The following is a 25,629-nucleotide window of genomic DNA, read 5'->3' as shown; positions in this document are numbered from 1 at the left end:
TCTCTCGCCAGAGCGGCGCGACGAATTCGACATTCAGGAGCGTTGCGTGTCGACAGGGGGTGGGGACGTTTCGTCCGGAGCCGCCGCGCGGGCGTGGCAGCGATCGGAGGGGCCAGGATGAGCCGCGAGACCCTCGCGCCAGGGACGGTGTTCCAGGGTCGCTATGAGATCCTGTCCTGCTGCCGAGCGAGCGGCCGAACGGTCGTTTACAGGGGCCGGCGCATCCGGGGCGGTCGGCCGATCGTCCTCCAGATTCTCCGCCTGCCTCGGGATGGAGACGGCGGGCACCATTCGCGGCGCTCCGTCTCGCGGTTCCTGCGGGAGATGCGCTCTGGCACACGGCTCCAGCACTCCCCGATCATCCGGCCCGTCGACTGGGGGCACGCCGGCGGGGGGCAGCTCTATACCGTCTTCGAGCTCATGCCGGGACACACCCTGCGGGAGGTGATGCCCGCGCCGGACGACCCGCGGCAGCCCGCGCTCGGCGCGACCCTGCCGCAGGCGACGCTCGAGCTCGAGGAGGTGCCGCACCGCGACGCCGAGGACCAGGAGCAGAGACAGCCGGACCGACCGGGATCGAGCGGAATGCGTGGCGAGCCGACCGAGACGACGCTCGCGCTCGCCGGCCTGGCACCCACGGAGGCGTCGGCCGGCGTGACGCCCGAGGAGCGAGCGCGCGAGGCCGCAGCTCCGTCGGTGCACGTCGAGCACGACGAGCACGCCGCAACCACGGTGGGGGGCGCCGCGACGCCGGCGGGGAGCGAGCCGGGCTCCGCGCTGCCGGACGTCGGCGGCATGATCAAGCACTACGAGATCATCCGGAAGCTGGGCCGGGGAGGCATGGGGATCGTGTACCTGGCCAGGGACACGAAGCTCGGGCGCCTCGTCGCGATCAAGCTGCTGCTCGAGTTCAGCGGGCAGGGGAACGAGCGCTTCCTGGACGAGGCGCGGGCCACGGCGCGCTGCCGTCACGAGAACATCGTGGTGATCCACGAGGTGGACGAGATCAAAGGACACCCGTACCTGGTGCTCGAGTACATCAAGGGCCGCACGCTGAGCGAATGGCTGGCCCAGCGCGAGCACCCGAGCGCGCCAGGGCCGCTCGCCGCGATAGGGCCGTCTGGCCCGATGTCGCCCGGCCAGGTGGTCGAGCTGATGATCCCGGTGATCCGCGCGCTGGTCTGCGCGCACGAGCTCGGGATCGTGCACCGCGATCTCAAGCCGGAGAACATCCTCATCGACGACACAGGGAGCATCAAGGTGCTCGACTTCGGGATCGCGAAGCAGCTCGACCTCAGGGTGATGTCGACGCTCACGGGCGCGCAGGCGACGCTCGCGCGAGGCCACGGCGATGGCCACCGGAGCGGGCTCATCGGCACGCCGGCCTACATGTCGCCGGAGCAATTGCTGGGCGGGGACGTCGATCCTCGCTGCGACCTCTGGGCCGTGGGCATCCTCCTGTACACGCTGCTCGTGGGGGTGCACCCGCTCGATCCGTTCTCGGTCGCGCGGCTCGCCGACATCGTGAAGCTCGATCTCCCGATGCCGCGCGTGGCCGCGCGGCGCCCGGACGTGGGCGCGCTCGGCGACCTGGTCGATCGCTGCTTGAAGAAGCGCAAGCACGAGCGCATCGGCTCGGCCAAGGAGCTGCTCGCGGAGCTGGAGGCGCTGCTGCCCGGTCGAAAGGCGCTCGAGCTGGGCGACGACGAGAGCCCTTTCGCAGGGCTGTCCGCGTTCCAGGAGTCGGACGCGGCGCGCTTCTTCGGCCGCGATCGCCAGATCGCCGCCACGACGACGCGGCTGCGCTACCAGCCGCTCCTCACGGTCGTCGGCCCGTCGGGGGCGGGCAAGTCGTCGTTCGTGCGCGCGGGGGTGATCCCGGCGTTGAAGCGCTCCAGCGAGCGGTGGGAGACGTTCATCGTGCGGCCGGGGCGCCGGCCGCTGTCGGCGCTCGTCGATGTGCTCGCGCAGGTGGCCGATGCCGAGGCGGCCAGCTCGGGGTCCGGATCGGCCGAGCTCGCCGACCACGACGGGATCGTCGCCACGCTGCGCGCGCAGCCGGGGCACCTGGGCGCTCGGCTGCGCGCGCGCTGCCGCCGTGAGGGGACGAGGCACCACGCCCTGCTCTTCGTCGATCAGTTCGAGGAGCTGTACACGCTCGGCGCCAGCCGCGAGGAGCGGGCCGCGTTCGTGGCCTGCCTGGAAGGCGTGGCCGACGACGCGTCATCGCCCCTCCGCGTGCTGCTCGCCGTCCGCTCCGACTTCCTCGATCGCATGGCCGATGATCACGACTTCGTGATCGACGTGACGCGCGGCCTGTCGCTGCTGCCGCCGATGGGGCGCGACGGCCTGCGCGACGCGCTGACGAGGCCGCTGGAGGCGGCCGGTCATCGCTTCGAGACGGCCGAGATGGTCGGGGAGATGCTGGGGACGCTCGAGAGTACGCGCAGCCCGCTGCCGCTCTTGCAGTTCACGGCCGCGAAGCTGTGGGAGGCGCGGGATCGCGAGCACCGGCTGCTGACGCGAGACAGCTACGAGAGGCTGGGCGGCGTGGCCGGCGCCCTGTCCGCCCACGCGGACGCGGTGCTCTTGGCGCTGCCGGCGCGTGAGCATCGGCTGGCCCGGGCGGTGCTGGTGCGCCTCGTCACGCCCGAGCGCACGCGCGCTGTGGTCAGCCTGGAGGAGCTCCACGGGGTGGCGCAGAACGGCGAGGGGCCTGCGGGCGAGGCGATCGATCAGGTGGTCCAGCACCTGGCCGGCGCGCGGCTGCTGCTGATCGAGACCGGGGGCGAGCGCGAGGGCACGACGGTGGAGCTCGTGCACGAGTCGCTGATCGAGCGGTGGCCCAAGCTCCGGCAGTGGCTCGCCGAGGGCGAGCAAGACGCGCAGTTCCTGGCCCGGCTGCGCGCCTCGGCGCAGCAGTGGGAGGCGAGCGGCCGGGCCGAGGGGCTGCTCTGGCGCGACCGCGCGGCCCAGGACGCGAGGGCGTGGTACGAGCGCCGGCGCGCCGCGCAGGGCGCCGACGGGCGAGCGGGGCTGGGCAAGCGCGAGGAGCGCTATCTCCTGGCCGTGGTGGAGCTCGCCGAGCGCGCGCGGCGCTTGCGGCGGCAGCTCGCGATGGGCGTGATCGCGACGCTCAGCGCGTTCGCGGTCATGGTGTCGTACCTGGCGATCCGCGCGCAGGCGGACGCGCAGCTGGCGCGCAACGCCACCCGCATGGCCGCGGCGCGCGAGCTGCAATCCGATCCGACGACGGTGCTGGCGCTCGTGCGGGAGGTCGAGCCGCCCGAGGTGCCGCGCGGGTGGGCCACCCTCGCGCGCTGGGCGCTGCACAGCTGGGTCGCGCGCGTGGTGCTCACCCATCCGGATTTCGTCATCCGCGCGGCGTTCAGCCCCGACGGCAAGCGCATCGCGACGATCTGCGCGGACAGGGCCGTGCGGGTGTGGAACGCCGATGGCACGGGCGAGCCGCTGGTCTTTCGTGGCCACGAGGGGCCGATCAACTCGGTGGCGTTCAGCCCCGACGGCGGGCGCATCGTGACGGCGTCGGACGACAGGACAGCGCGGGTGTGGAGCGCCGAGGGTACGGGCGAGCCGCTCGTCCTCCGCGGTCACGAGGAGGGGCTCTATTCGGCGGCGTTCAGCCCCGATGGCGGTCGCATCGTGACGGCGTCGTTCGACAGGACAGCGCGGGTGTGGAAGGCGGATGGCACGGGCGAGCTCCTCGTCCTTCGCGGCCACGCGGAGCCGGTCTATTTCGCCGCGTTCAGCCGCGACGGCGGTCGCATCGTGACGTCGTCGTTCGACAGGACCGCGCGGGTGTGGAACGCCGACGGCACGGGCCAGCCGGTGGTCCTGCCCGGTCACGAGGATGCCGTCTACTCCGCGGCGTTCAGCCCGGATGGCGAGCGCGTCGTCACGGCGTCGTGGGACAAGACGGCGCGGGTGTGGAAGGCGGATGGCACGGGCGAGCCCCGGATCCTGCGCGGTCACGAGGACGTCGTCTACTCTGCGGCGTTCAGCCCGGATGGCGAGCGGATCGTCACGGCGTCGTGGGACAAGACGGCGCGCGTGTGGAACGCCGACGGTACGGGCGAGCCGCGGATCCTGCGTGGCCATCAGGATCGGGTCTACTCGGCGGCGTTCAGCGCCGACGGCAGGCGGATCGTCACGGCGTCCTATGACAAGACGGCGCGGGTGTGGAACGACGAGAGCACGGGTGAGCCCCTCAGCTTCCGTGGGCACGAGGATGCGATCTACGCTGCGGCCTTCAGCCCGGATGGCGAGCGCGTCGTCACGGGGTCATGGGACAAGACGGCGCGCGTGTGGAAGGCCGACGGCTCGGGAGCGCCCGTGATCCTCCGTGGGCACGAGGATGCGGTGTTCTCTGCGGCGTTCAGCCCCGATGGCAGGCGCGTCGTCACCGCGTCCGACGACAAGACAGCGCGGGTGTGGAACGCCGACGGCTCGGGAGAGGTGCTGGTGCTCCGCGGTCACGACAACAGGGTTCGATCTGCGGCGTTCAGCCCTGACGGCAAGCGCATCGTCACGGCGTCATGGGACAAGACGGCGCGCGTGTGGAACGCCGACGGGTCTGGAGAGCCCGTGACGCTCCGTGGTCACGCGGACCGGGTGCGTTCGGCGGCGTTCAGCCCCGACGGCAAGCGCGTCGTCACCGCCTCGTATGACAACACGGCGCGTGTGTGGAACGCCGATGGCACGGGCGAGCCGGTGGTCCTGCGAGGGCACGATCGTTGGGTCGTATCGGCGGCGTTCAGCCATGATGGCAAGCGCGTCGTCACGGCGTCGTGGGACAAGACGGCGCGGGTGTGGAACGCCGACGGCACAGGAATGCCCGTGGTCCTGCGCGGTCACGAGCACTGGGTCAATGCTGCGGCGTTCAGCCCCGACGGCAAGTATGTCGTCACCGCGTCCGACGACAGGACGACGCGGATATGGAATGCCGACGGCACGGGCGAGCCTCTCGTGCTGCGCGGGTCCGACGCGCCCGTCAACGCCGTGGCGTACAGCCCCGATGGCAAGCGCATCGTCACAGGGTCCGACGACAAGGTCGCGCGGGTGTGGACCGACCTCGAGCCGCTCCGCGGCGTCGATGACCCGAAGCTGTGGACGGCGACGACCTACTGCATGCCCGTCGAGCGGAGGATCGAGCTCCTTCGTGTGCCCGAATCCGCCGCCCGGGCGAGCCAGGAGGCCTGTCTGCGGCAGGTCGCCGCGGTCCGCGCGGACGCGCCGGGAGGTCAGGAGGAGTCGGGAGGCCGGCTGGGCAGCACGGCCGGCCGATGACGATCACCCTTCCATCGAGCGCACGCAGGCTCACGCCCGCGAATCCGCGCGCCCTCACGCCGCCCGCAGCCGCCAGACCGCGGGCCGCACCAGCAGGAGCGGCGCTGCGAACCCCGCGATGACGAACGCCCAGACCGTCGCCTCCACGCCGATCCGCCCCGCGAGCCAGCCGGCTGCCAGCGTTCCCGCCGGCAAGAGCGCCCCGGTGAGCACGTGGAGCGTGGCGTCGACCCGGCCGAGCACGTGCAACGGCAGCATGGATTGCCGGGCGCTCACCGCGTGGATCATGAACGCCATCAGGAACGCGTCCCCGACGAGCTGGTGCACAACGAGGGCAGGGACCGCGAGCCGTCCGAGCTGCGCGGCCAGCGGGATGAGCGCGCAGCCGGCTTGACTCATGAACAGGCTGAGGATCATCGCCGGCCCGGCGCCGAGGCGTCGGCCCAGCCAGCCCGCGAGGAAACTGCCGCCCAGCGCGCCGATGCCGCCCACGCTGATGATCAGCCCGACCGTGGTCGTGTCCAGCAGCAGATGCTCCAGGAGATAGAGCATGTACAGCGCGGAGAAGACCCCGCCGAGCAGGAGCGCGTGGGCGCCCATCGCCAGGAAAGTCGCCCCGACCACGGGGTGGCCCAGGCCGTGGCGCAGCCCCACCCGGAGATCCTCGACCAGCGAGGCGTCTCCGTCGCCTCCGCCGCCCGCGGGGACGGCCGGCGCCTCCGCCGCCCGGATGCGCCCGAGGAGCGCCGCCGACACGAGATACGACAGCGCGTCCACCACCATCGTCACCGGCGCCGTCAGCGCCTGGATCAGGATGCCCGCGGCGCCGGGGCCGGCGATCTCCGCGGCGGCCTCGGTCCCCTCCAGCCTGGCGTTTGCCTTGACCAGGTGGTCCTGCCCCACCAGCGCCGGTAAGTAGGCGTTGTCGGCTATCTGAAACAGGGAAGTGGCCATGCCCACCAGCGCGGCCACCGCGGAGAGCTGGAGGAGGGTGAGCGTGCCGGTCCAGGCCGCGATCGGGACCGAGAGGATCAGCGCCGCGCGCACGAGATCCGCGCCGACGAGCAGCGGCCGCTTGCGCGAGCGATCGACGAGCCCGCCAGCGAAGAGCCCCACGAGGACGCCCGGCGCGGTGGACACGGCGGAGAGGACCGCCACGCCAGCAGCGTCGGCCCCGAGGCTCACGATGGCGATCACGGGCAGCGCCGTCCGGCTGACGCGGCTGCCCACCGCGCTCACGGCCTGCGCCGCCCAGAGGCGCAGGAAATCGGGGTGGCGCGACAGGCCGGCGGGCGGGGAGGACATGGAACGGGGCGCGAGCAGAGCAGAAAGAGGAGGGAAGGAGAAGCGCGCACTATCGAACAAGGCCGCCCAAACGGCTCTTCATATGCCGTCGCCACGTCGATACCGTCCATCGAGGACGCGGCTCGCTGGATCGCGCCGGGGCGCCCGCATCCCGCTCGCCTCTCCGGGCAGGCGCGGCTACGAAGGCAGCTCTGGAGTCCCACGCGACCATGCCCACGCTGCTGCGTTCACCGGCCATGAGGCTCGGCGCCGCGCTCGTCGCGATCGCGATGGCGCTCGTCGGCTTCCTGCCCCTCTTCGACGGCCCCGGCTACGAGAGCGCGCTCGCCGCCGGCCTCATCGTCCCGGCCGCCGCGGCGATCGTGACCGCCCTCGACGTCGCCGCGCATCGGCCGCCGCCCGTCGAGGCGTTCCGCCGCGGCGTCGCGAGCGGCGCCCTGCTCGCGGTCGTCGCGTACGCCACCACGCTGGCGCACGGCCTGCGCGCCGGCTTCTGCGACGTGCTCGGCGGCTCGGCGCACTTCGCCCTCGGGCCCGGGCTCGGCGCGGCGCTCGGCGGCGCCTGGGGCGCCGTCGCGGGCGAGCTCGCCGCCGGCATCCGGCGCGACGACGCCGCGCCTCCCCGCCCGGCTTGGCGGCGCCGGTTCGTCGCCGTCCTCGCGGCGCTCGCCGCCCCCCTCGGCTCGATCGGCGTGAGCGCCGTCCGCTTCTACACGAGCCCGATCGTCTTCGCCTACGACCCCTTCGCCGGCTTCTTCAGCGGCACCCTCTACGACACGGTCGTCGACGCGTCCGGGCTGCTGACGTACCGCGCGGGGACGCTGGCCACGCTGTTCGCCGCGTCGGCGCTCGCGCAGCACCTCGTGCACGACGCGAGCGGGCGGGTGTCGTTCCAGCTGCAGGGCCGGCCCGGGCTGCTCCTGCTCGGCGTCGCGAGCGCCGCGCTGAGCGCCGCGACCGTCCTGGAGGGCGAGCGCCTCGGCCACTTCCAGACCTCCGAGAGCATCGCGGCCGAGCTCGGCGCGCTCTCGAAGGGCCATCGCTGCGAGGTCGTCTACCCGCGCGGCATGCGCGAGGCCGACGTCCAGCGCTTCGTGCGCGAGTGCGACGCCCACATCGAGGCCGGCGAGCGCTGGCTCGGGGCGCCCGCGGTGGTCGACGGCGCGCCGCTCCGGGTCCGCGCCTACCTGTTCGAGAGCGCGGCGCAGAAGGGCGCGCTCATGGGCGCGTCGCGCACGTACGTCGCGAAGCCTTGGCGCCGCGAGGTGTACCTGCAGGCCGCCGGCTACCCGCACCCGACGCTCGGGCACGAGATCATGCACGTGCTGGCCGGCGCCTTCGCCCGCGGCCCGTTCAAGATCGCCGGGCGGCTCGGCGGGTGGCTCCCCGACCCGGGGCTCATCGAGGGGATCGCCGTCGCCGGCTCGCCGAGGGAGGGCGAGGACCTGAGCCCGCGCGCGTGGGCCAAGGCGATGAAAGATCTCGGGATCCTGCCGCCGCTCGCGCGCCTGTTCGCGCTCGGCTTCCTCGCCGAGAACTCGTCGACCGCCTACACCGTGAGCGGCGCGTTCGTCGGCCACGTGCGCGCGACGTACGGCGCCGACGCGGTGCGCGCCTGGTACGGCGGCAAGGCGCTGCCGGAGATCACGGGCGCCTCGTGGGCGGTGATGGAGCGCGCGTGGCACGCCGATCTCGACGCGCTCACGCTCCCCGACGCGGCGAAGGCGCAGGCGAAGGCCCGCTTCGATCGGCCGGCGCTCTTCGAGCGGCGCTGCCCGCACGTGGTCGACGCGTGCACCCACGAGGCGGAGGAGCTGCGCGCGCGCGGCGACCACGAGGGCGCCATCGATGCGTACCGGCGCGTGCTGTCGCTCGACCGGAGCCCCGCGCCGCGCATCGCCATCGCGGAGACGCGGCTCGCCAGCGACGCGCCCGGCGAGCGGAGCGAGGGGATCCGCGAGCTCGAGGGCATCGCCGGGGACGCGTCGATCCCGCGTCACCTGCGCGACCGCGCGGCGGAGCGGCTCGGCGACGTCGCGCTCGCGGCGGGCGACAGGGAGCGCGCGGCGGCGTGGTACCGCGAGGTCGCCGGCCGGCTCGTCGACGAGGACCGGCTCCGGACGCTCGACGTGAAGATCGCCGCCGCGAACGATGAGCGCGCCCGCGCGGCCATCGTCGAGCTGCTGATCGGCACGCGCGGCGGCGCGCCCGACAGGCTCCGGGCGGCGGAGCTGCTCGGCGCGTGGGCCGCGCAATCCCCCGGCGATGGCCTGCCCAACTACCTGCTCGGCCGCCATTACCTGAGCGACGGCCGCTTCGACGAGGCCGCCGATCGCCTGGACCGGGCGCTCGCGGCCCACCTGCCCGTCCAGCGGGTCTGGATCGAGGCCGAGCGGCTGCGGCTCGTGGTCGCGTGCGGCGTCGAGGACGTCGAGACCGCCCGCAGGATGTTCGCCCAGTACGCAGCGCACGACGGGGCCGCTGGCACGGGGCCGGCCGTGAGCGAGGAGCGCCGGGACGCCGCCCTCCGCCTGCTCGAGCGCTGCGCGGGCGAGGCGGCCTTGCCTACGTCCCCGGCGACCGCGGGCGACCCGCCGGCCGGACAAAAGTGAAGAATGCCTCTCGTCCCTGCGCGCTGACGTGGTGAGATGTCGTGGAAATGCACGCTGAGCCTGCGAGCGAGAGGGTTGGCCGCCTCGTCGCGCTGAACGCCGTCCTCACCGTCGTGGCCCGCCACTCGAACCTGCTCCTGCCGAGGCCGTTCGAGGAGCTCGCCGCGGCCGTCGGCCGGTTCGCCGCGTTCCAGCTGCTCGCGGTGGTGTTCCCGGAGCCGGAGGGCGGGCTCCGCGCGTACGCGGTCTTCCGCGGCGACGCGCTCGCCGCCGCCCCGTTCGGCGCGCGCCTGCCGGCGCCCGCGGCGCTCTTCCGGCGGGTGTTCGCCGAGGGCGAGCCGTTCTCCTGCGACGACAACCGCGCGGGGAACGCGCTCGCCCAGATGGGGGCCGGCGAGGGGTGTCTCTCGTACGTCGCGCTCCCGGTGCGGGCCGCGCCTCCGGGCGCCGAGCCCGGCCACCCGGCGCGCTCCGGGCCGGCCGGCGCCGGGGCCGGCGGCTTCGGCTGCCCGATCATCGCGGCGCTCGTCGTCGGCTACGGAGAAGCCGGCGCGGCGGCCTCGGCGCCGATCCCGCTCCTCGAGGAGATCGCCGACGCGCTCGGCGCCGGCCTGGATCGCTCGCTGCGCGTCGTCGCCGGGGAGCGCGAGGCCGCCGAGCGGCTGCTCAGGATCCGCGAGCTCGAGGAGCAGCACAGGAACCTCCTCGACAACGCGCCGCTCATCATCTTCCGGCTCGACCCGGAGTCCGGCGAGCTCTCGTTCCTGAACCGGCACGCCGAGCGGCTCCTGGGCGTGCCGGTGGCCGAGGCCCTCAAGACGCCGGGCTTCCTCGGGGAGGCGCACGCCGATCCCGAGGGCGTGATGTGCTTCGAGGACGCCGTCGCGCGGGCCAAGCTCGGGGCCCCGTCGGCCTCCTACGAGGCGCGCCTGCGGCGGCGGGGCGGCGACGCGATCACCGCGCGCGGCACGGTGTACCCGCTCGTCTCGGATCGCGGCCGCGTGGTGGCGATCGAGGGCGTCCTCGCGGACGTGAGCACCGAGCACGCGGCGCGCACGCGGCTCATCCAGGTCGATCGCCTCTCGACGCTCGGCACGCTCGCGGCCGGCGTGGCGCACGAGATCAACAACCCCGCGGCGTTCATCCTGCTCGGCCTGGACATGCTCGACCGCCTCCTGCGCGGCCCGAACGTGCGCATGGAGGGCAGCGCCGCCTCCAGCGCGTCGGAGCTCGTGAAGGAGCTGCGCGACTCGATCAAGCGCATCGTCGACATCGTCCGCGATCTCAAGCTGTTCGCGAGCCCGCCGCAGCCCGAGGGCTCGCGGCGCACGCTGACGGACGCGAACCGCACGGTCGAGTCCGCGCTGAGCCTCACGCGCGGCCAGATCATCGAGCGGGCGCAGATCGTGAAGAACCTCTCCGAGGTGCCGCCGATCCTCATGGATGACGGCCGGCTCGGCCAGGTCATCGTGAACCTCCTCGTCAACGCGGCCCAGGCGATCCCGAAGCCGAGCTCGAAGCACGAGGCCCGCGATCAGACGGTGACGGTCGAGACGCGGAGCGACGGGGAGACGGTCGAGATCGTGGTGAGCGACACCGGCGCCGGCATCGCGGAGGAGAACCTGCCGCGCATCTGGGCGCCCTTCTTCACGACGAAGGGCCCGGAGGTCGGCACGGGGCTCGGGCTGTCGATCAGCCGCGAGATCATCGAGCGCGCGGGCGGGCAGATCACGGCGGAGAGCCCGGTCCCTGGGCGCGTCCCGCCGGGCGGCGCGCGCTTCATCATCTCGCTGCCCGCGGCGGGGCGGACGGACGAGGCGACGCCGAGCGTCTCGCCGGTGCCGCGGCTCGTCTCGAAGCGGGTGCGCGTGCTCGTGGTGGAGGACGAGGCGTCGCTCGCCCGCGCGCTGTCCGATCAGCTGGGCCGCGTGCACGAGGTGGCGCTCGCGCCGAGCGCCGACGCCGCGATGGGGATGCTCGCGGGCGGGCAGCGCTTCGACGTCGTGCTCTGCGATCTGCGCATGCCCGGCATGTCGGGCGACGTCTTCTACACGCGGATCCGCGAGAGCGATCCTGTGCTCGCGCAGGGGTTCATCTTCATGACCGGCGTGGGCTTCGGCGCGGATGTCGAGCGGTTCCTCGCCTCGTCGGGCCGCCCGCTCCTGGAGAAGCCGTTCTCCGCCGAGGACGCGCTCTCCGCGATCGCCGAGGTCGTCTCCGCGAACTCCGCGCCCCGCGCGGAGGCGCGCGACAGCAGCAGGTAGAAGCGCCCGCGCTGTGTCCGCCCGCGCTGTCGCCGGCGGGACGCCGCCGCGCGTCCGTCCACACCGCGCGCGCGATCAGCCGAGGATCTGCGCGCAGAGCCGCTGGAGCTCGCTCAGCGTCTCCGGGGTCGCCTGGAGCGTGATGCGGGAGCGGAGGTCGCCCTCCTGGTAGCTCAGCGTGAGAATGACGACGGGGGCGGCGATCTTCGCCCCGCGGCTCGCGGTCGCGATCGTGTCGACGCGCCACTCGACGCCGGTGAGCAGCTTGCCGTGATCGAGCAGCGCGCCGCGGACGATCTCCCGCCGCACGAGCGCCCTGGCCTGGTCGTAGCCGGCGAGCAGGACGGCCTGGATCTCCTCGGCGTCCTGGCCGGGCGCGAGCGCGGCGATGTCGGCCGCGAGCGCGGCGCGATCGAGGTCGGACTTGCTCGCCTCGCGGATGAGGAAGCGGCACGCCTTGAGCACCCGTGCGAGCGCGTCGGACGCGACCTCGTGCCGGCGGCAGAACGCGTCGAGGAGCCGCTCCACGGCGGCGGACACCGGCTCGCCGAGGCTCGGCCCGAGCGCCTCCCAGAGGCGCTGCCGCGCGCCCTCGGGCAGCTCGAGGAGCCGCCGCAGGTCGACGGCGAGCTCCGGGGGCGGCGGCGATCCGCCGAGGCAGCGGAGCTCGGCGCCGCGCGGGCTCATTGGCTCAGCTTGATCGGGACGTAGAGCGCCCGCATCGTCGCCGCCGTGCCCGCGCGCGTGTACCCGGCGAGGCCGAACAGGACGTTCCACCAGTGACCGTCCGGGGTCTCGCCGTACGAGAACAGGGGGACGAGGTGGAACTCCCACTCCTTGCCGTTCCGCACCCGGTGCTCCCGGTACACGGTGTTGAGCGCGACCTGCGTCACCGACGTCGGGTCCGCGAACCGGAAGAAGAACGGCAAGGCCACCGTGGTGCGCGACGTCGGCGACGCGAAGTCCCAGAGGAACGGCGCGGCGACGAGGTGCGTCGAGTCGCGGTTCCTCCCCGAGTAGAAGAACGGATAGATGTCCGTCTCCCAGCCGGTGAGATCCCGCGTGTGCCGCACGAGCGGCGTGAGCCACGTGGTGTCGCTCAACCCGTAGCGCTTGAAGCGGCCATAGAAGGGGAAGAGGACGAGATCATCGCTGCGCGGCGAGGTGCCCCGGTAATAGAACGGGAGCAGGAACGTCCGCTCGAGATCGATGGCCGGATCCCGGTATTGCCAGAAGAGCGGCGTGATCATGTCGAGCTCCGTCCGCCCTCGGTAGCGAGCGTAGCCCCAGGTCGCGAAGGTGCTCTCCCCCTCCTCGCCGCGCGCCTTCACGAAGAGCGGCGTGATGAGCAGGCTCTTGTTGCCCTCGTACCCGTAGTGGAAGAACGGGAACAGCGTCGTGCGGTCGTAGTTCTTGCCCCAGCTGTGCCAGTAGAAGGGCATCACGTTGAACACGTCGCCCTTGCGGGAGTGCTGCCACATCAGCGGGCCCCACACGTTCGTGGAGCGCTCTCCGACGTCGCTGTAGTGGTAGTAGTGCAAGAGCGGCGGGATGACCTCGTACTCGCTGCTCTCGTCGCGGCCGTAGAAGTAGAGGGGGGCCAGGCCGAGGTGGATCTTGTCGGCGGAGCGCACGTCGCACGCGGGGCCGCCCTTCCAGCTGCAGTAGAGGGGGCCGACCAGGTTGAAGCCGCTCTGCGCCGTGTGATGCGTGAAGGTCAGCAGGGGAGGGATGTGGAAGTAGCCGCTCCCGTCGTCGCGCTTTCCCTCGAAGAAGAGCGGCGCGAGCCAGTTGTCGTGCCGGCCCGGCTCCGCCGCCCGCCCGGGGCTCGCGGGGCGACCCTCGGACTCGCGGTGCATGAACGGGCCGACGATCGTCGTGTACGTGTTCTCGTCCCGGAGCTTCCAGAAGAAGGGGAAGAGCACGTCGGCGTCGACGTCCTTGCTCCGGCGGTTGTAGTAGAGCGGCGTCACCATCGTGGCGCGGTCGCCGGGCATCCGGCGCTCCGCCCACAGGGGGAAGATCGTCCTGAACTGGTAGCTGCCGCTCCGCTCGCTGTAGTAGGGGCCGTACCAGTCGCGCTGGATCTCCGCGGCGCGCCCGACCTCCCACTCGCCGACGTCGTTCGTGCCGATCTGCTTCTTGACCGCGGGCGGCACCGCCAGCGGGTCCTCAGGCAGGGTCGGCTCCTGGGTCTGGATCGGGCTCTCCTCGGACGTCGGCGCCGCGTGCGTCTCCGGCGTGCCGGGCGGCGGCTTCGGCGCGCTCGCGGGCGGCGGCTGCGACATGCCGGGCTGGCCGAAGCCGAGCTGCGCCGCCGCGACGGACGGCGCGGCGAGCGCGGCCAGCGCCGCGGCGAGCGACAGCGCCGATCGCGCGCGCCGAGCGCGGCTCCGCCCCTCGCCCGCCGGCGCGCCGCGCGCCCCTCGCGAGCAGCCCTGCGCTCCCATCGCTTCGGAGGTCAACGCGCTCCCCGCTGGCCGCCGGGCGACGCCTCGAGGGCCCGATCCGCGAGCACGCGCGCCGCACCCTCCAGCGGGATCTCCTCCTGCACGTGCGCCACGAGATCCTTGATCTGGAGCACGCCGCGCTCGATCTCCGCGTCGCCCAAGATCACGCAGAGCCGCGCGCCGAGGGAATCCGCGCGCCGGAGCATCGCCTTGAGCCGCCCGCCGCGCCCGTCGAGCTCGACAGGGACGCCGAGCGCGCGCAGCTGCTTCGCCAGCACGAGCGCCTGATCCGCGCCGCTCTGGCCGAGCGGGGCGAGGAAGCAGCCGGGCCTCCGGCGGGGCGAGGCGCCGGGCATCATCGTGAGCAGCCGCTCCATCCCCATCGCGAAGCCGATCGCGGGCACGCTCGGCCCGCCGAGCCCCGCGACCATGGCGTCGTAGCGGCCGCCGCCCGCGAGCGTGCTCTGGGCGCCGAGATCGCCCGCGGTCGCCTTCACCTCGAAGAGCGTGCGCGTGTAGTAGTCGAGCCCCCGAACGAGCGACCGATCGACGACGTAGTTCACGCCGAGCACGTCGAGGCAGCGGCGCACGCCGTCCCAGTGCGCCCGGTCCGCGTCGTCGAGCAGGTCGAGGATCGACGGCGCGTCGCGCGACACCTCGTGATCGCGCTGGTCCTTCGAGTCGAGGATGCGCAGCGGGTTCTTCGCGAGGCGGCGCTGCGAGTCCTCGCTGAGCTCGTCCTTGCGCGGCGTGTAGTGGGCGAGCAGCGCCTCGCGGTAGCGGTCGCGCGTGCCCGCGCCGCCGAGCGAGTTCACGTGGACGACGAACTCGCCGATGCCGATGCGCTGCAGGAAGCCGGCGACGAGGTCGATCGTCTCGGCGTCGCAGAGCGGCCCGGGATCGCCGAAGAGCTCGCAGCCGGCCTGGTAGAACTGGCGGTAGCGCCCCTTCGCCGGCCGCTCGCCGCGGAACATCGGGCCGAGGTAGTACCAGCGGGTGACCGGCTCCTTCGCGTGGACCGCGTGCTCGACGTAGGCGCGCGCGGCGCCTGCGGTGCCCTCGGGGCGGACGGTGAGGTGATCGCCGTGGCGTTCGAAGGAGTACATCTCCTTCTCGACCACGTCCGTCGTCTCCCCCATCTGGTGCCGGAAGAGCTCCGTCGGCTCGAGCAGCGGCGTGCGCACCTCGGCATAGCCGTGGAGCTCCGCGTGGAGGCGGAAGGCCCCCTCGAGCTTGTGCCAGCGCTCCACCTCTTCGGGGAGGATGTCGTTCATCCCCCGTACCGCGCGCAGTTCCATCGCGCGGCGCTTATGGTCGGTGCTGGCGAGCGGGTCAAGCCGGTCGGATGCTTCCGGGTGACGCTCGGGTCTCGCCGGCGCGTCGCCCGAAGGCTATGGGGTCTTTCCAGAGGCATGGCGAAGGCGAAGGCACGCGCTGCGGCGATCGATCTTGGCAAGGCCCGCGTCGGCGTGGCCGTGACCGACGAGCTCGGGCTCTACGCGCACCCGCGGCCGCTGCTCGACGGGCGGAACCGGAAGGCGCTCCTGGAGGCCCTTGCGGCGCTCGCCCGGGACGAAGGCATCACCCGGTTCCTCGTGGGGCTGCCGCTCGAGATGAACGGGGACGAGGGGCCCGCCGCGCGGCGGGCGGTGGCCTTCGCGCAGGCGCTGGCCGACGCGGCCGGCGTCGAGGTGGAGCTCGTCGACGAGCGGCTGACGACGGTCGAGGCGGCCCGGCGGCTGCGGGACGGGGGCGTCTCGGGGCGGAAGAGCAAGGAGCGCGTCGACGGGGCGGCGGCGGCGCTGCTGCTCCAGGCGTGGCTGGACCGCCGGGGCTAGACCGCTGCACCCCGCTCTGGCCTCGACCGGGAGGCGCGCGGCCACGGATCGCCGGGGCTACCGGCTCTCGCTGCGGAGCAAGAGGTACGCGCCGGCGGCGCCGACCGCGCCGACCGCGAACAGCACGACGTCCCACATGGGCCAAGCGACGCCGGCCGCGCGCCGGAGGACGACGGCCTCCACCACCCGCACGAGCAGCGACGCGAAGCCGTAGGCGCACAGGCCGACCACGATCGGCCGGCGCAGGTTGTCGGCCAGATCGACCGCCTTCATGCTGTTGTTCCAGACGGTCTTGCGCACGTGGCTCGCGCTGATCAGCGCGGGGGTGATCAGCGCGAAGCCGATCCCGGACGCGAGCAGGACGGCCTCGAGGCCCGTCAGGTTGTCGGTCACCTGGCCGCCGCGCGACAGGCGGATGATCGCGGTGACGAGCGTGATCAGGCTGCCGGCGACCCAGAAGAGGCCGAGCGCGAAGAGCAGCAGGATGAGCGGCCTCGCCATGCTCACCTGCTGCGCCTGGCGGAGCTGCATCGTCGGCGCCACGCGCGGCGCCGACGGCATCGACACGCGCGGCCCGGGCACGCCGGGGGCGTCGAGCTCCTTGGGCTCGGCCTCGCTCGTGTCGTAGAGCGCGAGCTCCGCGTCGAGCTCCTCCATCGTCTGGTACCGATGGCCGGGCTCCTTCGCCATGGCCCGCTGGATGATCATCTCGAGCGGCTCGGGGATGCTCGGCTCGAGCGAGCGCGGGCGGGGCGGGTCCTCGGTGAGCACCGCGGTGAGCGTCGCGGTCGGATCGTTGCGGTCGAACGGGCGGCTGCCGGTGAGGGCGCAGTAGAGGATCGCGCCGACGGCGTAGATGTCCGCCCGGTGATCGACGCGCTCGCCGCGGGCCTGCTCCGGCGCCATGTACGAGGGCGTGCCCATGATCATGCCGGTCTGCGTGAGCGCGGCGCCCGGCGCGTCGTCGACCTTGGAGATGCCGAAGTCGATCACCTTGGCCGTCGGCATCGCGAGGTCGCCGGTGAGGAACACGTTCTCCGGCTTCATGTCGCGGTGCACCACGCCCTTCGCGTGGGCCGCGGCGAGCGCCTTGCAGATCTGCCGGACGATGCGCACGGCAGGGCCGGTCTTCATCTTGCCGGCCTCGTTGAGGTAGTCGGCGAGCTCCTTGCCTTCGAGGAACTCGTTCACGAGGAACGGACGGCCCTCCGCGGTGCGGTGGACGTCGAAGACGGTGACGACGTACGGGCTCTGCACCGCGGCCGCGGCCTCGGCCTCGCGCTGGAAGCGCGAGATCACCTGGGGCTGCCGCGCGAACTCCGGGTGCAGCATCTTGATGGCGAACCGCTTGCTGGAGATCCGCGTGTGGCGCGCCTCGTAGACGCGCCCCATGCCGCCCTCGCCGACGACGCGCACGACCGTGTACGTCTCGTTGAGCGTCTTGCCGACGAGGTCGTCGCGGAGCGCGTCGTCCTCCGACTCGTCGAGCGTCGCGGCGTCGCGCGGGCAAACCCTGAACTCGGCCGGGTACCGGACCCCGCAGGTGGGGCAGACCTTGGGGGTCGAGTTGTCGCTCGCGGTGGTCGAGAGCGCGGTGGCGGAGGAGGAGAGGCTCGTCATCGCGTTCGCGATATGAAGGTCCGACTGCGAGCCGCGCGCGTCCGACTGCGGTCGGGAGGCTTCGTCGGGGGGCCGGATGGTGCCGGGCATCGCCGACCGAGGGTAACCAATCGGCCGTTCTGGGGGTGACAAATCGCGCGGCCCGCGTCGACCGCGTTGACGGACCGAGGCACCTGCGTATACTCGCGCGCTCCTCAGCTCACTGGCCTGAACTTCGCGGGCTCCCGCCACTACGGGCGCGGGGCTCACATTCAGGCGTCACTTGGCCAGCCGCCGGTTCCGTTCTTCCGTTTTCGGAGGAGACGAGCCGGCCCGGACGCTCGGTAGCGCACCGGCAGGGCCATGGAGAGCCAGCCATGCTGCATTCTGTTCAGAAGACGGACATCATCCAGAAGTACGCGATCCACGACGGCGACACCGGGTCGCCGGAGGTCCAGATCGCCCTCCTCAGCGAGCGGATCAACCAGCTGCAGGAGCACTTCCGCACGCACCAGAAGGACCACCACTCCCGCCGCGGCCTGCTGAAGCTGGTGAGCCAGCGCCGCCGGCAGCTCGACTACCTGAAGCGCGTCGACATCGAGCGCTACCGCAGCCTCATCAACCGCCTCAACCTCCGCAAGTAGTCGCGGATTTCCGGGCCATCAGGCCTGCCGCCCCCGTGCGAGGCGCGCCTCGCACGCCGGCGCTGCGCGAGAGCAGGCGACCCCGCCTGCCCTCTGCCCGCTGGGCCTGTCTGTCCCACCTGCTGCTCGATCCCACCACCAGCGAGTCACCCCAGCAGCCCGCCCACGTGTGATCGGTGCTGCTCGCGGCCCCGTCCGCATGCGGCCTGGCTCATCTGCGGCTCCGCGCGCGCCTTTCCGCTCCAGCACCCATGCACGCGCGGCCGTTCCGGCCCCTTCCGTTCGGGAGGTTTTGCGGTACGCACCCCTGAACGCCTGCGTTTTGCGCTGGCGAGAGCGGAGCGGACGCTCTAAGGAGGTCATTCATTGACCACGGACCGGCGGGGCGATCGCGCCTCGTCGTTCCCGAGCGCGGGCTTCGCGCGTCTTCGTCTTCGCTTCGTGCGCAGCAGCTCGGCTCCTGCGCAGGAACCGAGGAAGAAGAGCAGCCCCTCGCGCTCGGCGTAGCGCCGCACGCAGCGGCCCTCGCGATCGTGCGAGAGAGAGCTGAAATCCCAATGTTCGTTCGTGAATCCGTCATGGTGGGCGGCCGTGCCCTCACCCTCGAGACCGGCCGCCTCGCCAAGCAGGCTCACGGGGCCGTGCTCGTCACTTACGGCGATACCATGGTGCTCGTGACCGCCGTCTCCCAGGACGAGCGGCCGGGCCTCGACTTCTTCCCCCTCACCTGTGAGTTCGTCGAGAAGACCTACGCCGCCGGCAAGATCCCCGGCGGCTTCTTCAAACGCGAGGCGCGCCAGCGCGAGGAGGAGATCCTCTCGAGCCGCCTCATGGATCGCCCGCTCCGCCCCCTCTTCCCGGAGGGCTTCAAGCGGGACACGCAGATCATCGCGACCGTCCTCTCCAGCGACAAGCAGAACAAGGCGGACGTCCTCGCCCTGACGGGGGCGAGCGCCGCGCTGCACATCTCGGACATCCCGTGGCACGGGCCGGTCGTCGGCGTGCGCGTGGGCCGGCTCGACGGCGAGTTCGTCGCGTACCCCACGGTCGCCGACATCGAGCGCTGCGACATCGATCTCGTCGTCGCCTGCTCGCGCGACGCGATCGTGATGGTCGAGGGCGGCGCGGCGGAGGCGACCGAGACGGAGATCATCGACGCGCTGATGTTCGCGCACGAGACCGCGCAGCCGGTCCTCGATCTGATCGAGAAGATGCGCGCCGCGGTGGGCAAATCGAAGCGCGAGTTCGTCGCGCCGGCGCTGCCGGAGGAGATCAAGCGGCGCGTCGCCCAGATCGTCGACGAGGACCTGAAGGCCGCGACGAAGGTGACCGACAAGAAGGCGCGCTACGACGGGTACAGCTCGCTCAAGAAGAAGCTGACCGAGACGCTGAACGCCGAGCTCGGCGCCGAGAAGCTCCTGCCCCTCCAGGGGCTCGTGAAGGCGGAGTTCGAGGAGCGCAAGGCGCACGTCGTCCGCACCTACGTGATCGAGGAGGGCAAGCGCATCGACGGCCGCGACGGCAGGAGCATCCGGCCCATCATGTGCGAGGTCGGCCTGCTCCCGCGCGTGCACGGCAGCGCCCTGTTCCAGCGCGGCGAGACGCAGGCGATCGTCACGACGACGCTCGGCACCTCGACCGACGAGCAGAAGATCGACGGCCTGATGGGGGAGACGTGGAAGCGCTTCTACCTCCACTACAACTTCCCCCCCTTCTCGACCGGCGAGACGAAGCCGCTCCGCGGCCCCGGCAGGCGCGAGATCGGCCACGGCGCGCTCGCCGAGCGCGCGCTCTCCCGGATGATCCCGGCGCCGGATCAGTTCCCGTACACGATCCGCATCGTGTCGGAGACGCTCGAGTCGAACGGCTCGTCGTCGATGGCGGCCGTCTGCGGCGGGTGCCTCTCGCTCATGGACGCGGGCGTGCCGATCAAGTCGCCCGTCGCGGGCATCGCGATGGGGCTCATCATGGAGGGCCAGCGCTACGCGGTGCTCTCGGACATCCTCGGCGACGAGGATCACCTCGGCGACATGGACTTCAAGGTCTGCGGCACGGCGCGCGGCGTGACCGCGATCCAGATGGACATCAAGATCGCGGGCCTGAGCCGGCAGATCCTGGCGCAGGCGCTGGATCAGGCGCGCGAGGGGCGGCTCCACATCCTGGGCAAGATGCTCGAGACGCTGCCGACCACGCGGCCCGAGCTCAGCCAGTACGCGCCGCGGATCACCACGGTGCGCGTGAAGCCCGACCAGATCCGGCTCATCATCGGCCCCGGCGGCAAGACCATCAAGGGCATCGTCGACCAGACCGGGGTCGCGATCGACGTCGAGGACGACGGCACGGTGAACGTCGCGTCGGCCGACTCCGACGCGGTGAAGAGGGCGCTCGACATCATCAAGGGCCTGACGGCCGAGCCCGAGGTCGGCGCGACCTACAAGGGGACGGTCAAGCGCATCACGGATTTCGGCGCCTTCGTCGAGATCCTCCCGAACACCGACGGCCTGCTGCACATCTCGGAGATGGCCCACACGCGCGTCGAGCGCGTCGAGGACGTCGTCAAGGAGGGAGATTCGCTCGACGTGAAGGTGCTGAGCGTCGATCGCGAGGGGAAGATCCGGCTGAGCCGGCGCGAGCTGCTCCCGCTCCCCGAGGGCGAAGAGGGCGATCGGGCGCGCGAGCGCATGGCGCAGGCGCGCGACGCCGGCCCGCCGCCGCGGCGCGATGGACCGGGCGGGCGGGGCGGCGATCGCGGCGGCGATCGCGGATCGCGGCCCGGCATGGAGCGCGATCGCGGCGGACCGCCGCGCGAGCGCCGAGAGCGCCGCTCCTAGTCACAAGGCCCCAGGCGGGACCTCATGCCGCGCTGCGGCGCGCGCCCGAGCCCTCCCGCCGCTGACTCCCCCTCAGAGAGATCTCCGATTCGCAGCGATCCGCGGCCATGCGCGCGGATCGCCGCCCGCATGCGGGCAAGCGCGCTCCGCTGCTGCGTTGACGCGCGCGTGCGCCGCGCCGCGCCGCGGCTCATCTACCAGCTGCTTTGTTGGAATCCGGTGAAGTCCGCGTGGCCCGTTCACAATCAGGGTAGTGTCGCGACCCCTGCTCGTGGCATGCTCCGCCCGTGCTCGTACGCAGAGCGAAAATCGTCTGTACCATTGGCCCTTCGTGTGACTCTCAAACGACGCTGGAGCAGCTCATCCGCGCCGGTATGGATGTCGCTCGACTCAACTTCTCTCACGGCTCGCATGAGGATCATGGCAAAGCAATCGCCACGGTCCGTGCGGCTGCGGAGGCCTGCGGGAAGCCTGTGGCTATCCTGCAAGACCTCTGCGGCCCGAAAATTCGAGCCGGTCGCTTCCCCGGCAACACCTTCGAGGTGACTGACGGGGCTACCGTGTGGCTGACCGAGGCGAACAGGGACAGCCCTGTCGCGACGCCCGGCGAGATCCCGATCCTCTACGAGGGGCTCGCGTCCGATCTGCAGCCGGGCGACGTCGTCCTGATCGACGACGGCCGCGTCGTCGTCACCGTGACCAAGGTCGAAGGCGACCGCGTCCAGGCCGGCGTGACGCAGGGCGGACGTCTGCGCGATCGCGTCGGCGTCCACCTGCCCGCCAGGCGTGTGCGCATCTCCGCGCTGACCGAGAAGGACAAGGCCGACCTCAGCTTCGGCCTTGCGCAGGGGGTCGACTACGTCGCCCTCTCGTTCGTCCGCAACGCGGACGAGGTCCGGCACGTCCGCGACATCTGCGAGGCCTGGGGTCGCCCGACGCCCATCGTCTCCAAGATCGAGACGCCAGGCGCCATCGACAACCTCGAGGCGATCATCCTCGCCTCGGACGGGGTGATGGTCGCGCGCGGCGATCTCGGCGTGGAGTTCAACCCGGAGCGGGTGCCGATCATCCAGCGCGAGATCCTCGGCCTCGCCCGCGTGCACCAGAAGCCGGTCATCGTCGCGACCGAGATGCTCCAGTCGATGGTGACCGCGACGCGCCCGACGCGCGCCGAGGCGAGCGACGTGGCGACGGCCGTCTTCGACGGCACCGACGCGGTCATGCTCTCGCAGGAGACCGCGACCGGCGCGCACCCGCCGCTCGTCGTGCGGATGATGGCCCGCATCGTGACGGAGGCCGAGCAGAGCTCGTTCTATCGTTACCTCTCGAGCGAGCAGCCCGGGCAGCGCGCCAACGTCCCCGAGGCGACCGCGCGCGCCGCCTGCGACATCGCGAAGGACATCGGCGCGAAGCTGATCGTCGCGTTCACCGAGAGCGGCCTCACCGCGCGGTATGCGTCGAAGGCGCGCCCCGTCGTGCCGATCGTCGCCTTCTCGCCGAACGATACGACGCGCCGGCGCCTCGCGCTGCTCTGGGGCGTGGTGCCGTTCCCCGTCGACGCGCTCCGGAACTCGGACGAGATGATCGAGCGCGCCACCGGGTACCTGCTTGCGAACGGCCTCGTCTCGCCGGGCGACAAGCTCGTCACCATCTTCGGCGCTCCTGTCGGTGTCTCAGGGTCGACCAACACGATTCGGGTGAAGGTCGTTGAATGAGCCTGCCCGCCCGCGATAGGGGCTCGTCGGGCGAGCAGGAACCTCTCTCCAGAAACGCGGGCGCAGAAGTCCTCCCGAAGCTCGAGAAATACGAGCTGATCGAGGAGCTAGGCCACGGCGGGATGGCCACGGTCTACCGCGCCCGCGACCCGCGGCTCCGCCGCGAGGTCGCCGTCAAGATCATCCACAAGCACCTCCGGGAGAACGCGGAGGTCGGCACCCGCTTCGTCGCCGAGGCGCGCGCGGCGGCGAAGCTGCGCCACCCCGGCATCGTCGAGGTGTACGACGTCTCCAGCGAGCAGGACCGCGAGCGCTACCTCGTCGTCGAGCTGCTCCGCGGCGCCACGCTGCGCAAGATCCTGGGCGCTCACCGCGAGATGCCGGCCGAGATCGGCGCCGCGGTGGTGCTCGAGCTGTGCGACGCGCTGGAGCACGCGCACGCGTCGGGGATCATCCACCGCGACGTGAAGCCGGAAAACGTGCTCGTCGAGCTGCCGTCCGACCGCGCCGGCGAGAGCCGGAACGGCGCGAGCGTGGTGATCAAGCTCACCGACTTCGGCATCGCCAAGATCCTCGACGCCCAGGGCGTCACCTCGACGGGGCAGGTGCTCGGCTCTCCGGCGCACATGGCGCCGGAGCAGATCGAGGGCGGCGAGGTCGACGCGCGCACCGACGTGTTCGCGCTCGGGGTGCTCTTCTACGAGTGCCTCGTCGGGCACCTGCCGTTCGAGGGCAAGAACCCGGCGCAGGTGCTCCGCAAGGTGCTCGAGGGGATCTACCCGGAGGCCGAGCGCGAGCGACCCACCGTGGGCGCGCGCTGGAGCCGCATCGTCGCGGGCGCCCTCGCGCACGACATCGCCGCCCGCGCGGCGAGCCCTCGCGCGCTCGCGGATCAGATCCGGGCCGAGCTCACGGCGCTCGGCATCGCGGAGCCGCGCGCCGAGCTCGCCGCCTACTTCGCCGACCCGGCAGGCTACGCCGAGCGGCACGCCGCGCGCCTCGTCCCGCGCCTCGTGGCGCGCGCGGAGGCCGGCCGCAAGCGCGGCGACGTGCCCGGCGCGGCCGCCGACTACAACCGGGCGCTGGCCCTCGCGCCGAACGACCTCACCATCCTCAAGCGGCTCTCGAAGCTGAACGCGAGCCGCAACCGGAAGAAGCTCGCGCTGCGCGCGCTGCTCGTCGCGCTCGGGTCGGTGGCGCTCGGCCTCGCCGCGTTCACGATCGCCCGCGCGCTCCGCGACCCGCCGGTGGACGCGGACGCGCTCGCGGCGGTCGAGCCGCCGACGCCGTCAACGCCGCCGACGCCCATCGACGCCCTCATCCCGTCGCCGAACGTGCGCGCGGTCGCGCCGAGCGCCACGGAGCTCGCGAGCGCGCCGCGGCCCCGCGCGCGGCCCCCGCTGCCGCAGAGCCCGCCCTCCACCGCGCCGACGGAAGACGTCCCGGTGGTGCGCGACGTCGTCTTCCAGATCGTCCCGAGCGGCGCCAAGCTGGTGCTCGATGGCGTCGAGTTCAGCTGGTTCGGCGCGAACAAGGTCACGCCCCTGAAGATCGGCACACACACCGTTCACATCAGCGTGCCCAGCTCGCGGTGCTGCAGGCCGTACTCGGGCGTCATCTCGGTCGTAGCGCCGAAGCCCGGCGTCTCCGCGCCGCAGCGGATCATCCACAAGCTGGAGATCCTGCCCAGCACGGTCGTGCTGAGCGGCGCGCCGCCGAGCGCGCAGGTCGCGTGCCCGCAGATCGGCCTGATCGGCTACGCGGGCACCCCGCAGGCCGTGACCTTGAACGACGTGTCCTGGAGCGGGAGCTGCCTCTTCACGCCCGCGACGCCGGAGGCCGCGGCGCGCGTCGGCAACGTGACGCTGGTGGCCGGCGAGCCGAACACCGTTTCCTGGCCGTCCGGCTGACGGCATCGCCGTCATTGGGGCGTCCGCTCCGGAATTCTCAGCATCCCCGCCCAAACTCCGCTACATCACGGCGCACCCCTTCCGCATGGCTGCGCGAACTCCAGGCAGGAGATCTCCCGGCGCTCGCTCCCCATCGGTCGGGGGCCGCCGCGCCCTGCGCGCGCCGCGGCGCCTCGCGGCGGCGCTCGCCGCCGCCCTCGCGCTCTGCTTCGCGGCGCCGGCGCGCGCCGACGACGTGCAGCAGTTCGAGCTCGCCAAGACGCGCTTCGACGCCGGGCACTACGAGGAGGCCGTGAGCCGCTTCGCGGCGATGCTCGATCCCGCGAACGCGCCCTGCGAGCGCGGGCCGATCGAGGCGGAGGGCAAGCCGTGCAGGATCTCCGAGCCCGGCCTGATCGAGCGGGCGCGCGGCCTCGCCGCCGCGGCGCTCGTGGCGCTTCGGCGCACGGGCGAGGCCGACGCGTACATCGAGCAGATCCTCCTCGACAACCCGGTGTACTCGCCGAACCCTGCGGTGTTCCAGCCCGAGGTCATCGATCGGTTCACCGCGGTCCGGGCGCGCATCCGGGCGCGCATCGAGGAGGTGACGCGGCAGAGGGCCGAGGCCCAGCGCGCTGCGCGGCTGCGGATCGAGCGGAGCCGCGAGGACGAGCGCCGCTGGGTCGCCGAGCTCCATCGCCTCGCGGGGCGCGAGCGGGTCGTGGCGCAGAACTCCCGCTGGACAGCGATGCTGCCCTTCGGCGTGGGGCAGTTTCAGAACGGCGACGATGGGCTCGGCTGGTTCTTCCTGGTGAGCCAGGCCGTCGCCGGCGGGACCTCGATCGTCTCGGCGATAGCGCTGGCCAGCTACGAGAACGTCGACGTCTCGCCGAGGTCCTCGGGGCAGGGCGGCGGCCCGGTGCAGAGCGTCGACATCGACGCGCTGAACAGCCGTATCGGGACCGCGGCCGCCGTCAACCGCGTGGCCTTCGGGGCGTTCGCGACGCTCGCCGCGGCCGGGATCGCCCACGCGCAGATCACGTTCGTCCCCGAGCGGATCTCCTTCCGGACGCGCCCCGTGCCGCCGCCGCCGCCGAGCTTCACCGCCGCGCCGACGATCTCCGTGCTCCCCGGCGGCATGTTCGCGGGGCTCACCGGCCGGTTCTGACCGGAGG

General features: G+C 72.4%; 14 protein-coding genes. 9 read left to right on the top strand and 5 right to left on the bottom strand.

Going from position 1 to position 25,629, the window contains the following annotated elements:
- Nucleotides 1-117: 117 nt before the first annotated feature.
- Complete coding sequence (locus tag WMF19_RS26155) at nt 118-5,307, top strand: nSTAND1 domain-containing NTPase (protein ID WP_437892822.1); 5,190 nt, start codon at nt 118-120, stop codon at nt 5,305-5,307.
- 54 nt (nt 5,308-5,361) lie between these two features.
- Here WMF19_RS26155 and WMF19_RS26150 read toward each other — a convergent pair whose 3' ends face one another.
- The gene (locus WMF19_RS26150; RefSeq protein ID WP_437892820.1) at nt 5,362-6,612 is read right to left on the bottom strand and encodes an MFS transporter; all 1,251 of its coding nucleotides are present in this window, start codon (nt 6,610-6,612) and stop codon (nt 5,362-5,364) included.
- 209 nt (nt 6,613-6,821) lie between these two features.
- On the opposite strand from WMF19_RS26150, the gene WMF19_RS26145 reads away from it, so the two are divergent.
- Both WMF19_RS26145 and WMF19_RS26140 read left to right on the top strand, forming a co-directional pair.
- Entirely contained in the window at nt 6,822-9,224 is a 2,403-nt protein-coding gene (locus WMF19_RS26145; protein ID WP_437892818.1) for a hypothetical protein, read from the top strand.
- Between the two features lie 47 nt (nt 9,225-9,271).
- Nucleotides 9,272-11,488: a hybrid sensor histidine kinase/response regulator gene (locus WMF19_RS26140; RefSeq protein WP_437901678.1), complete on the top strand. Its 2,217-nt coding sequence runs from the start codon at nt 9,272-9,274 to the stop codon at nt 11,486-11,488.
- 75 nt (nt 11,489-11,563) lie between these two features.
- Here WMF19_RS26140 and WMF19_RS26135 read toward each other — a convergent pair whose 3' ends face one another.
- The 3 genes from WMF19_RS26135 to hisS are packed head-to-tail and all read right to left on the bottom strand — an operon-like array spanning nt 11,564 to nt 15,212.
- Nucleotides 11,564-12,175: a COMM domain-containing protein gene (locus WMF19_RS26135; RefSeq protein WP_437892817.1), complete on the bottom strand. Its 612-nt coding sequence runs from the start codon at nt 12,173-12,175 to the stop codon at nt 11,564-11,566.
- Nucleotides 12,172-13,953 carry a hypothetical protein gene (locus WMF19_RS26130; RefSeq protein ID WP_437892815.1) on the bottom strand — a complete coding sequence of 594 codons (1,782 nt, stop codon included), beginning with the start codon at nt 13,951-13,953 and terminating at the stop codon, nt 12,172-12,174. Before WMF19_RS26130 ends, WMF19_RS26135 begins: the two co-directional genes overlap by 4 nt.
- Nucleotides 13,950-15,212, bottom strand: a complete 1,263-nt coding sequence (gene hisS, locus WMF19_RS26125; protein ID WP_437322598.1) for a histidine--tRNA ligase — start codon at nt 15,210-15,212, stop codon at nt 13,950-13,952. Before hisS ends, WMF19_RS26130 begins: the two co-directional genes overlap by 4 nt.
- A gap of 138 nt (nt 15,213-15,350) precedes the next feature.
- Between hisS and ruvX the strand changes: the two genes are divergently transcribed.
- Nucleotides 15,351-15,776, top strand: coding sequence for a Holliday junction resolvase RuvX (gene ruvX / locus WMF19_RS26120; protein ID WP_437322597.1), 426 nt, complete (start codon nt 15,351-15,353; stop codon nt 15,774-15,776).
- 57 nt (nt 15,777-15,833) lie between these two features.
- On the opposite strand, the gene WMF19_RS26115 is transcribed toward ruvX, so the two are convergent.
- Nucleotides 15,834-17,396 (bottom strand): serine/threonine-protein kinase, encoded by a 1,563-nt coding sequence (locus tag WMF19_RS26115; protein ID WP_437322596.1) that lies wholly within the window; start codon nt 17,394-17,396, stop codon nt 15,834-15,836.
- Nucleotides 17,397-17,752: 356 nt separating this feature from the next.
- Here WMF19_RS26115 and rpsO point away from each other — a divergent pair, with 356 nt between their 5' ends.
- The 5 genes from rpsO to WMF19_RS26090 all read left to right on the top strand — a co-directional run bounded on the left by rpsO (nt 17,753) and on the right by WMF19_RS26090 (nt 25,622).
- Nucleotides 17,753-18,019: a 30S ribosomal protein S15 gene (gene rpsO, locus WMF19_RS26110; RefSeq protein WP_012237174.1), complete on the top strand. Its 267-nt coding sequence runs from the start codon at nt 17,753-17,755 to the stop codon at nt 18,017-18,019.
- Nucleotides 18,020-18,576: 557 nt separating this feature from the next.
- Nucleotides 18,577-20,850, top strand: a complete 2,274-nt coding sequence (pnp, locus tag WMF19_RS26105) for a polyribonucleotide nucleotidyltransferase (protein WP_437892814.1) — start codon at nt 18,577-18,579, stop codon at nt 20,848-20,850.
- Between the two features lie 287 nt (nt 20,851-21,137).
- Nucleotides 21,138-22,565, top strand: a complete 1,428-nt coding sequence (pyk, locus tag WMF19_RS26100) for a pyruvate kinase (RefSeq protein WP_437322594.1) — start codon at nt 21,138-21,140, stop codon at nt 22,563-22,565.
- The gene (locus WMF19_RS26095) at nt 22,562-24,475 is read left to right on the top strand and encodes a serine/threonine-protein kinase (protein WP_437892813.1); all 1,914 of its coding nucleotides are present in this window, start codon (nt 22,562-22,564) and stop codon (nt 24,473-24,475) included. The genes pyk and WMF19_RS26095 overlap by 4 nt, the downstream gene beginning before the upstream one ends.
- Before the next feature lie 85 nt (nt 24,476-24,560).
- Nucleotides 24,561-25,622, top strand: a complete 1,062-nt coding sequence (locus tag WMF19_RS26090) for a hypothetical protein (RefSeq protein WP_437892811.1) — start codon at nt 24,561-24,563, stop codon at nt 25,620-25,622.
- Nucleotides 25,623-25,629: the final 7 nt, after the last annotated feature.

It is taken from the genome of Sorangium sp. So ce124 (genome assembly GCF_051525235.1).
GTDB classification, from domain to species: domain Bacteria; phylum Myxococcota_A; class Polyangia; order Polyangiales; family Polyangiaceae; genus Sorangium; species Sorangium atrum.
Note: the sequence above shows the minus strand (reverse complement) of the source record. Positions and strands in the feature narration are given on the sequence as shown.

Bases quoted from the DNA above. Each gene is read 5' to 3' on its own strand.
- WMF19_RS26155 (WP_437892822.1), top strand. From the start codon at position 118: ATGAGCCGCGAGACCCTCGCGCCAGGGACGGTGTTCCAGGGTCGCTAT.
- WMF19_RS26150 (WP_437892820.1), bottom strand. From the start codon at position 6,612: ATGTCCTCCCCGCCCGCCGGCCTGTCGCGCCACCCCGATTTCCTGCGC.
- WMF19_RS26145 (WP_437892818.1), top strand. From the start codon at position 6,822: ATGCCCACGCTGCTGCGTTCACCGGCCATGAGGCTCGGCGCCGCGCTC.
- WMF19_RS26140 (WP_437901678.1), top strand. From the start codon at position 9,272: ATGCACGCTGAGCCTGCGAGCGAGAGGGTTGGCCGCCTCGTCGCGCTG.
- WMF19_RS26135 (WP_437892817.1), bottom strand. From the start codon at position 12,175: ATGAGCCCGCGCGGCGCCGAGCTCCGCTGCCTCGGCGGATCGCCGCCG.
- hisS (WP_437322598.1), bottom strand. From the start codon at position 15,212: ATGAACGACATCCTCCCCGAAGAGGTGGAGCGCTGGCACAAGCTCGAG.
- ruvX (WP_437322597.1), top strand. From the start codon at position 15,351: ATGGCGAAGGCGAAGGCACGCGCTGCGGCGATCGATCTTGGCAAGGCC.
- WMF19_RS26115 (WP_437322596.1), bottom strand. From the start codon at position 17,396: ATGACGAGCCTCTCCTCCTCCGCCACCGCGCTCTCGACCACCGCGAGC.
- rpsO (WP_012237174.1), top strand. From the start codon at position 17,753: ATGCTGCATTCTGTTCAGAAGACGGACATCATCCAGAAGTACGCGATC.
- pnp (WP_437892814.1), top strand. From the start codon at position 18,577: ATGTTCGTTCGTGAATCCGTCATGGTGGGCGGCCGTGCCCTCACCCTC.
- WMF19_RS26095 (WP_437892813.1), top strand. From the start codon at position 22,562: ATGAGCCTGCCCGCCCGCGATAGGGGCTCGTCGGGCGAGCAGGAACCT.
- WMF19_RS26090 (WP_437892811.1), top strand. From the start codon at position 24,561: ATGGCTGCGCGAACTCCAGGCAGGAGATCTCCCGGCGCTCGCTCCCCA.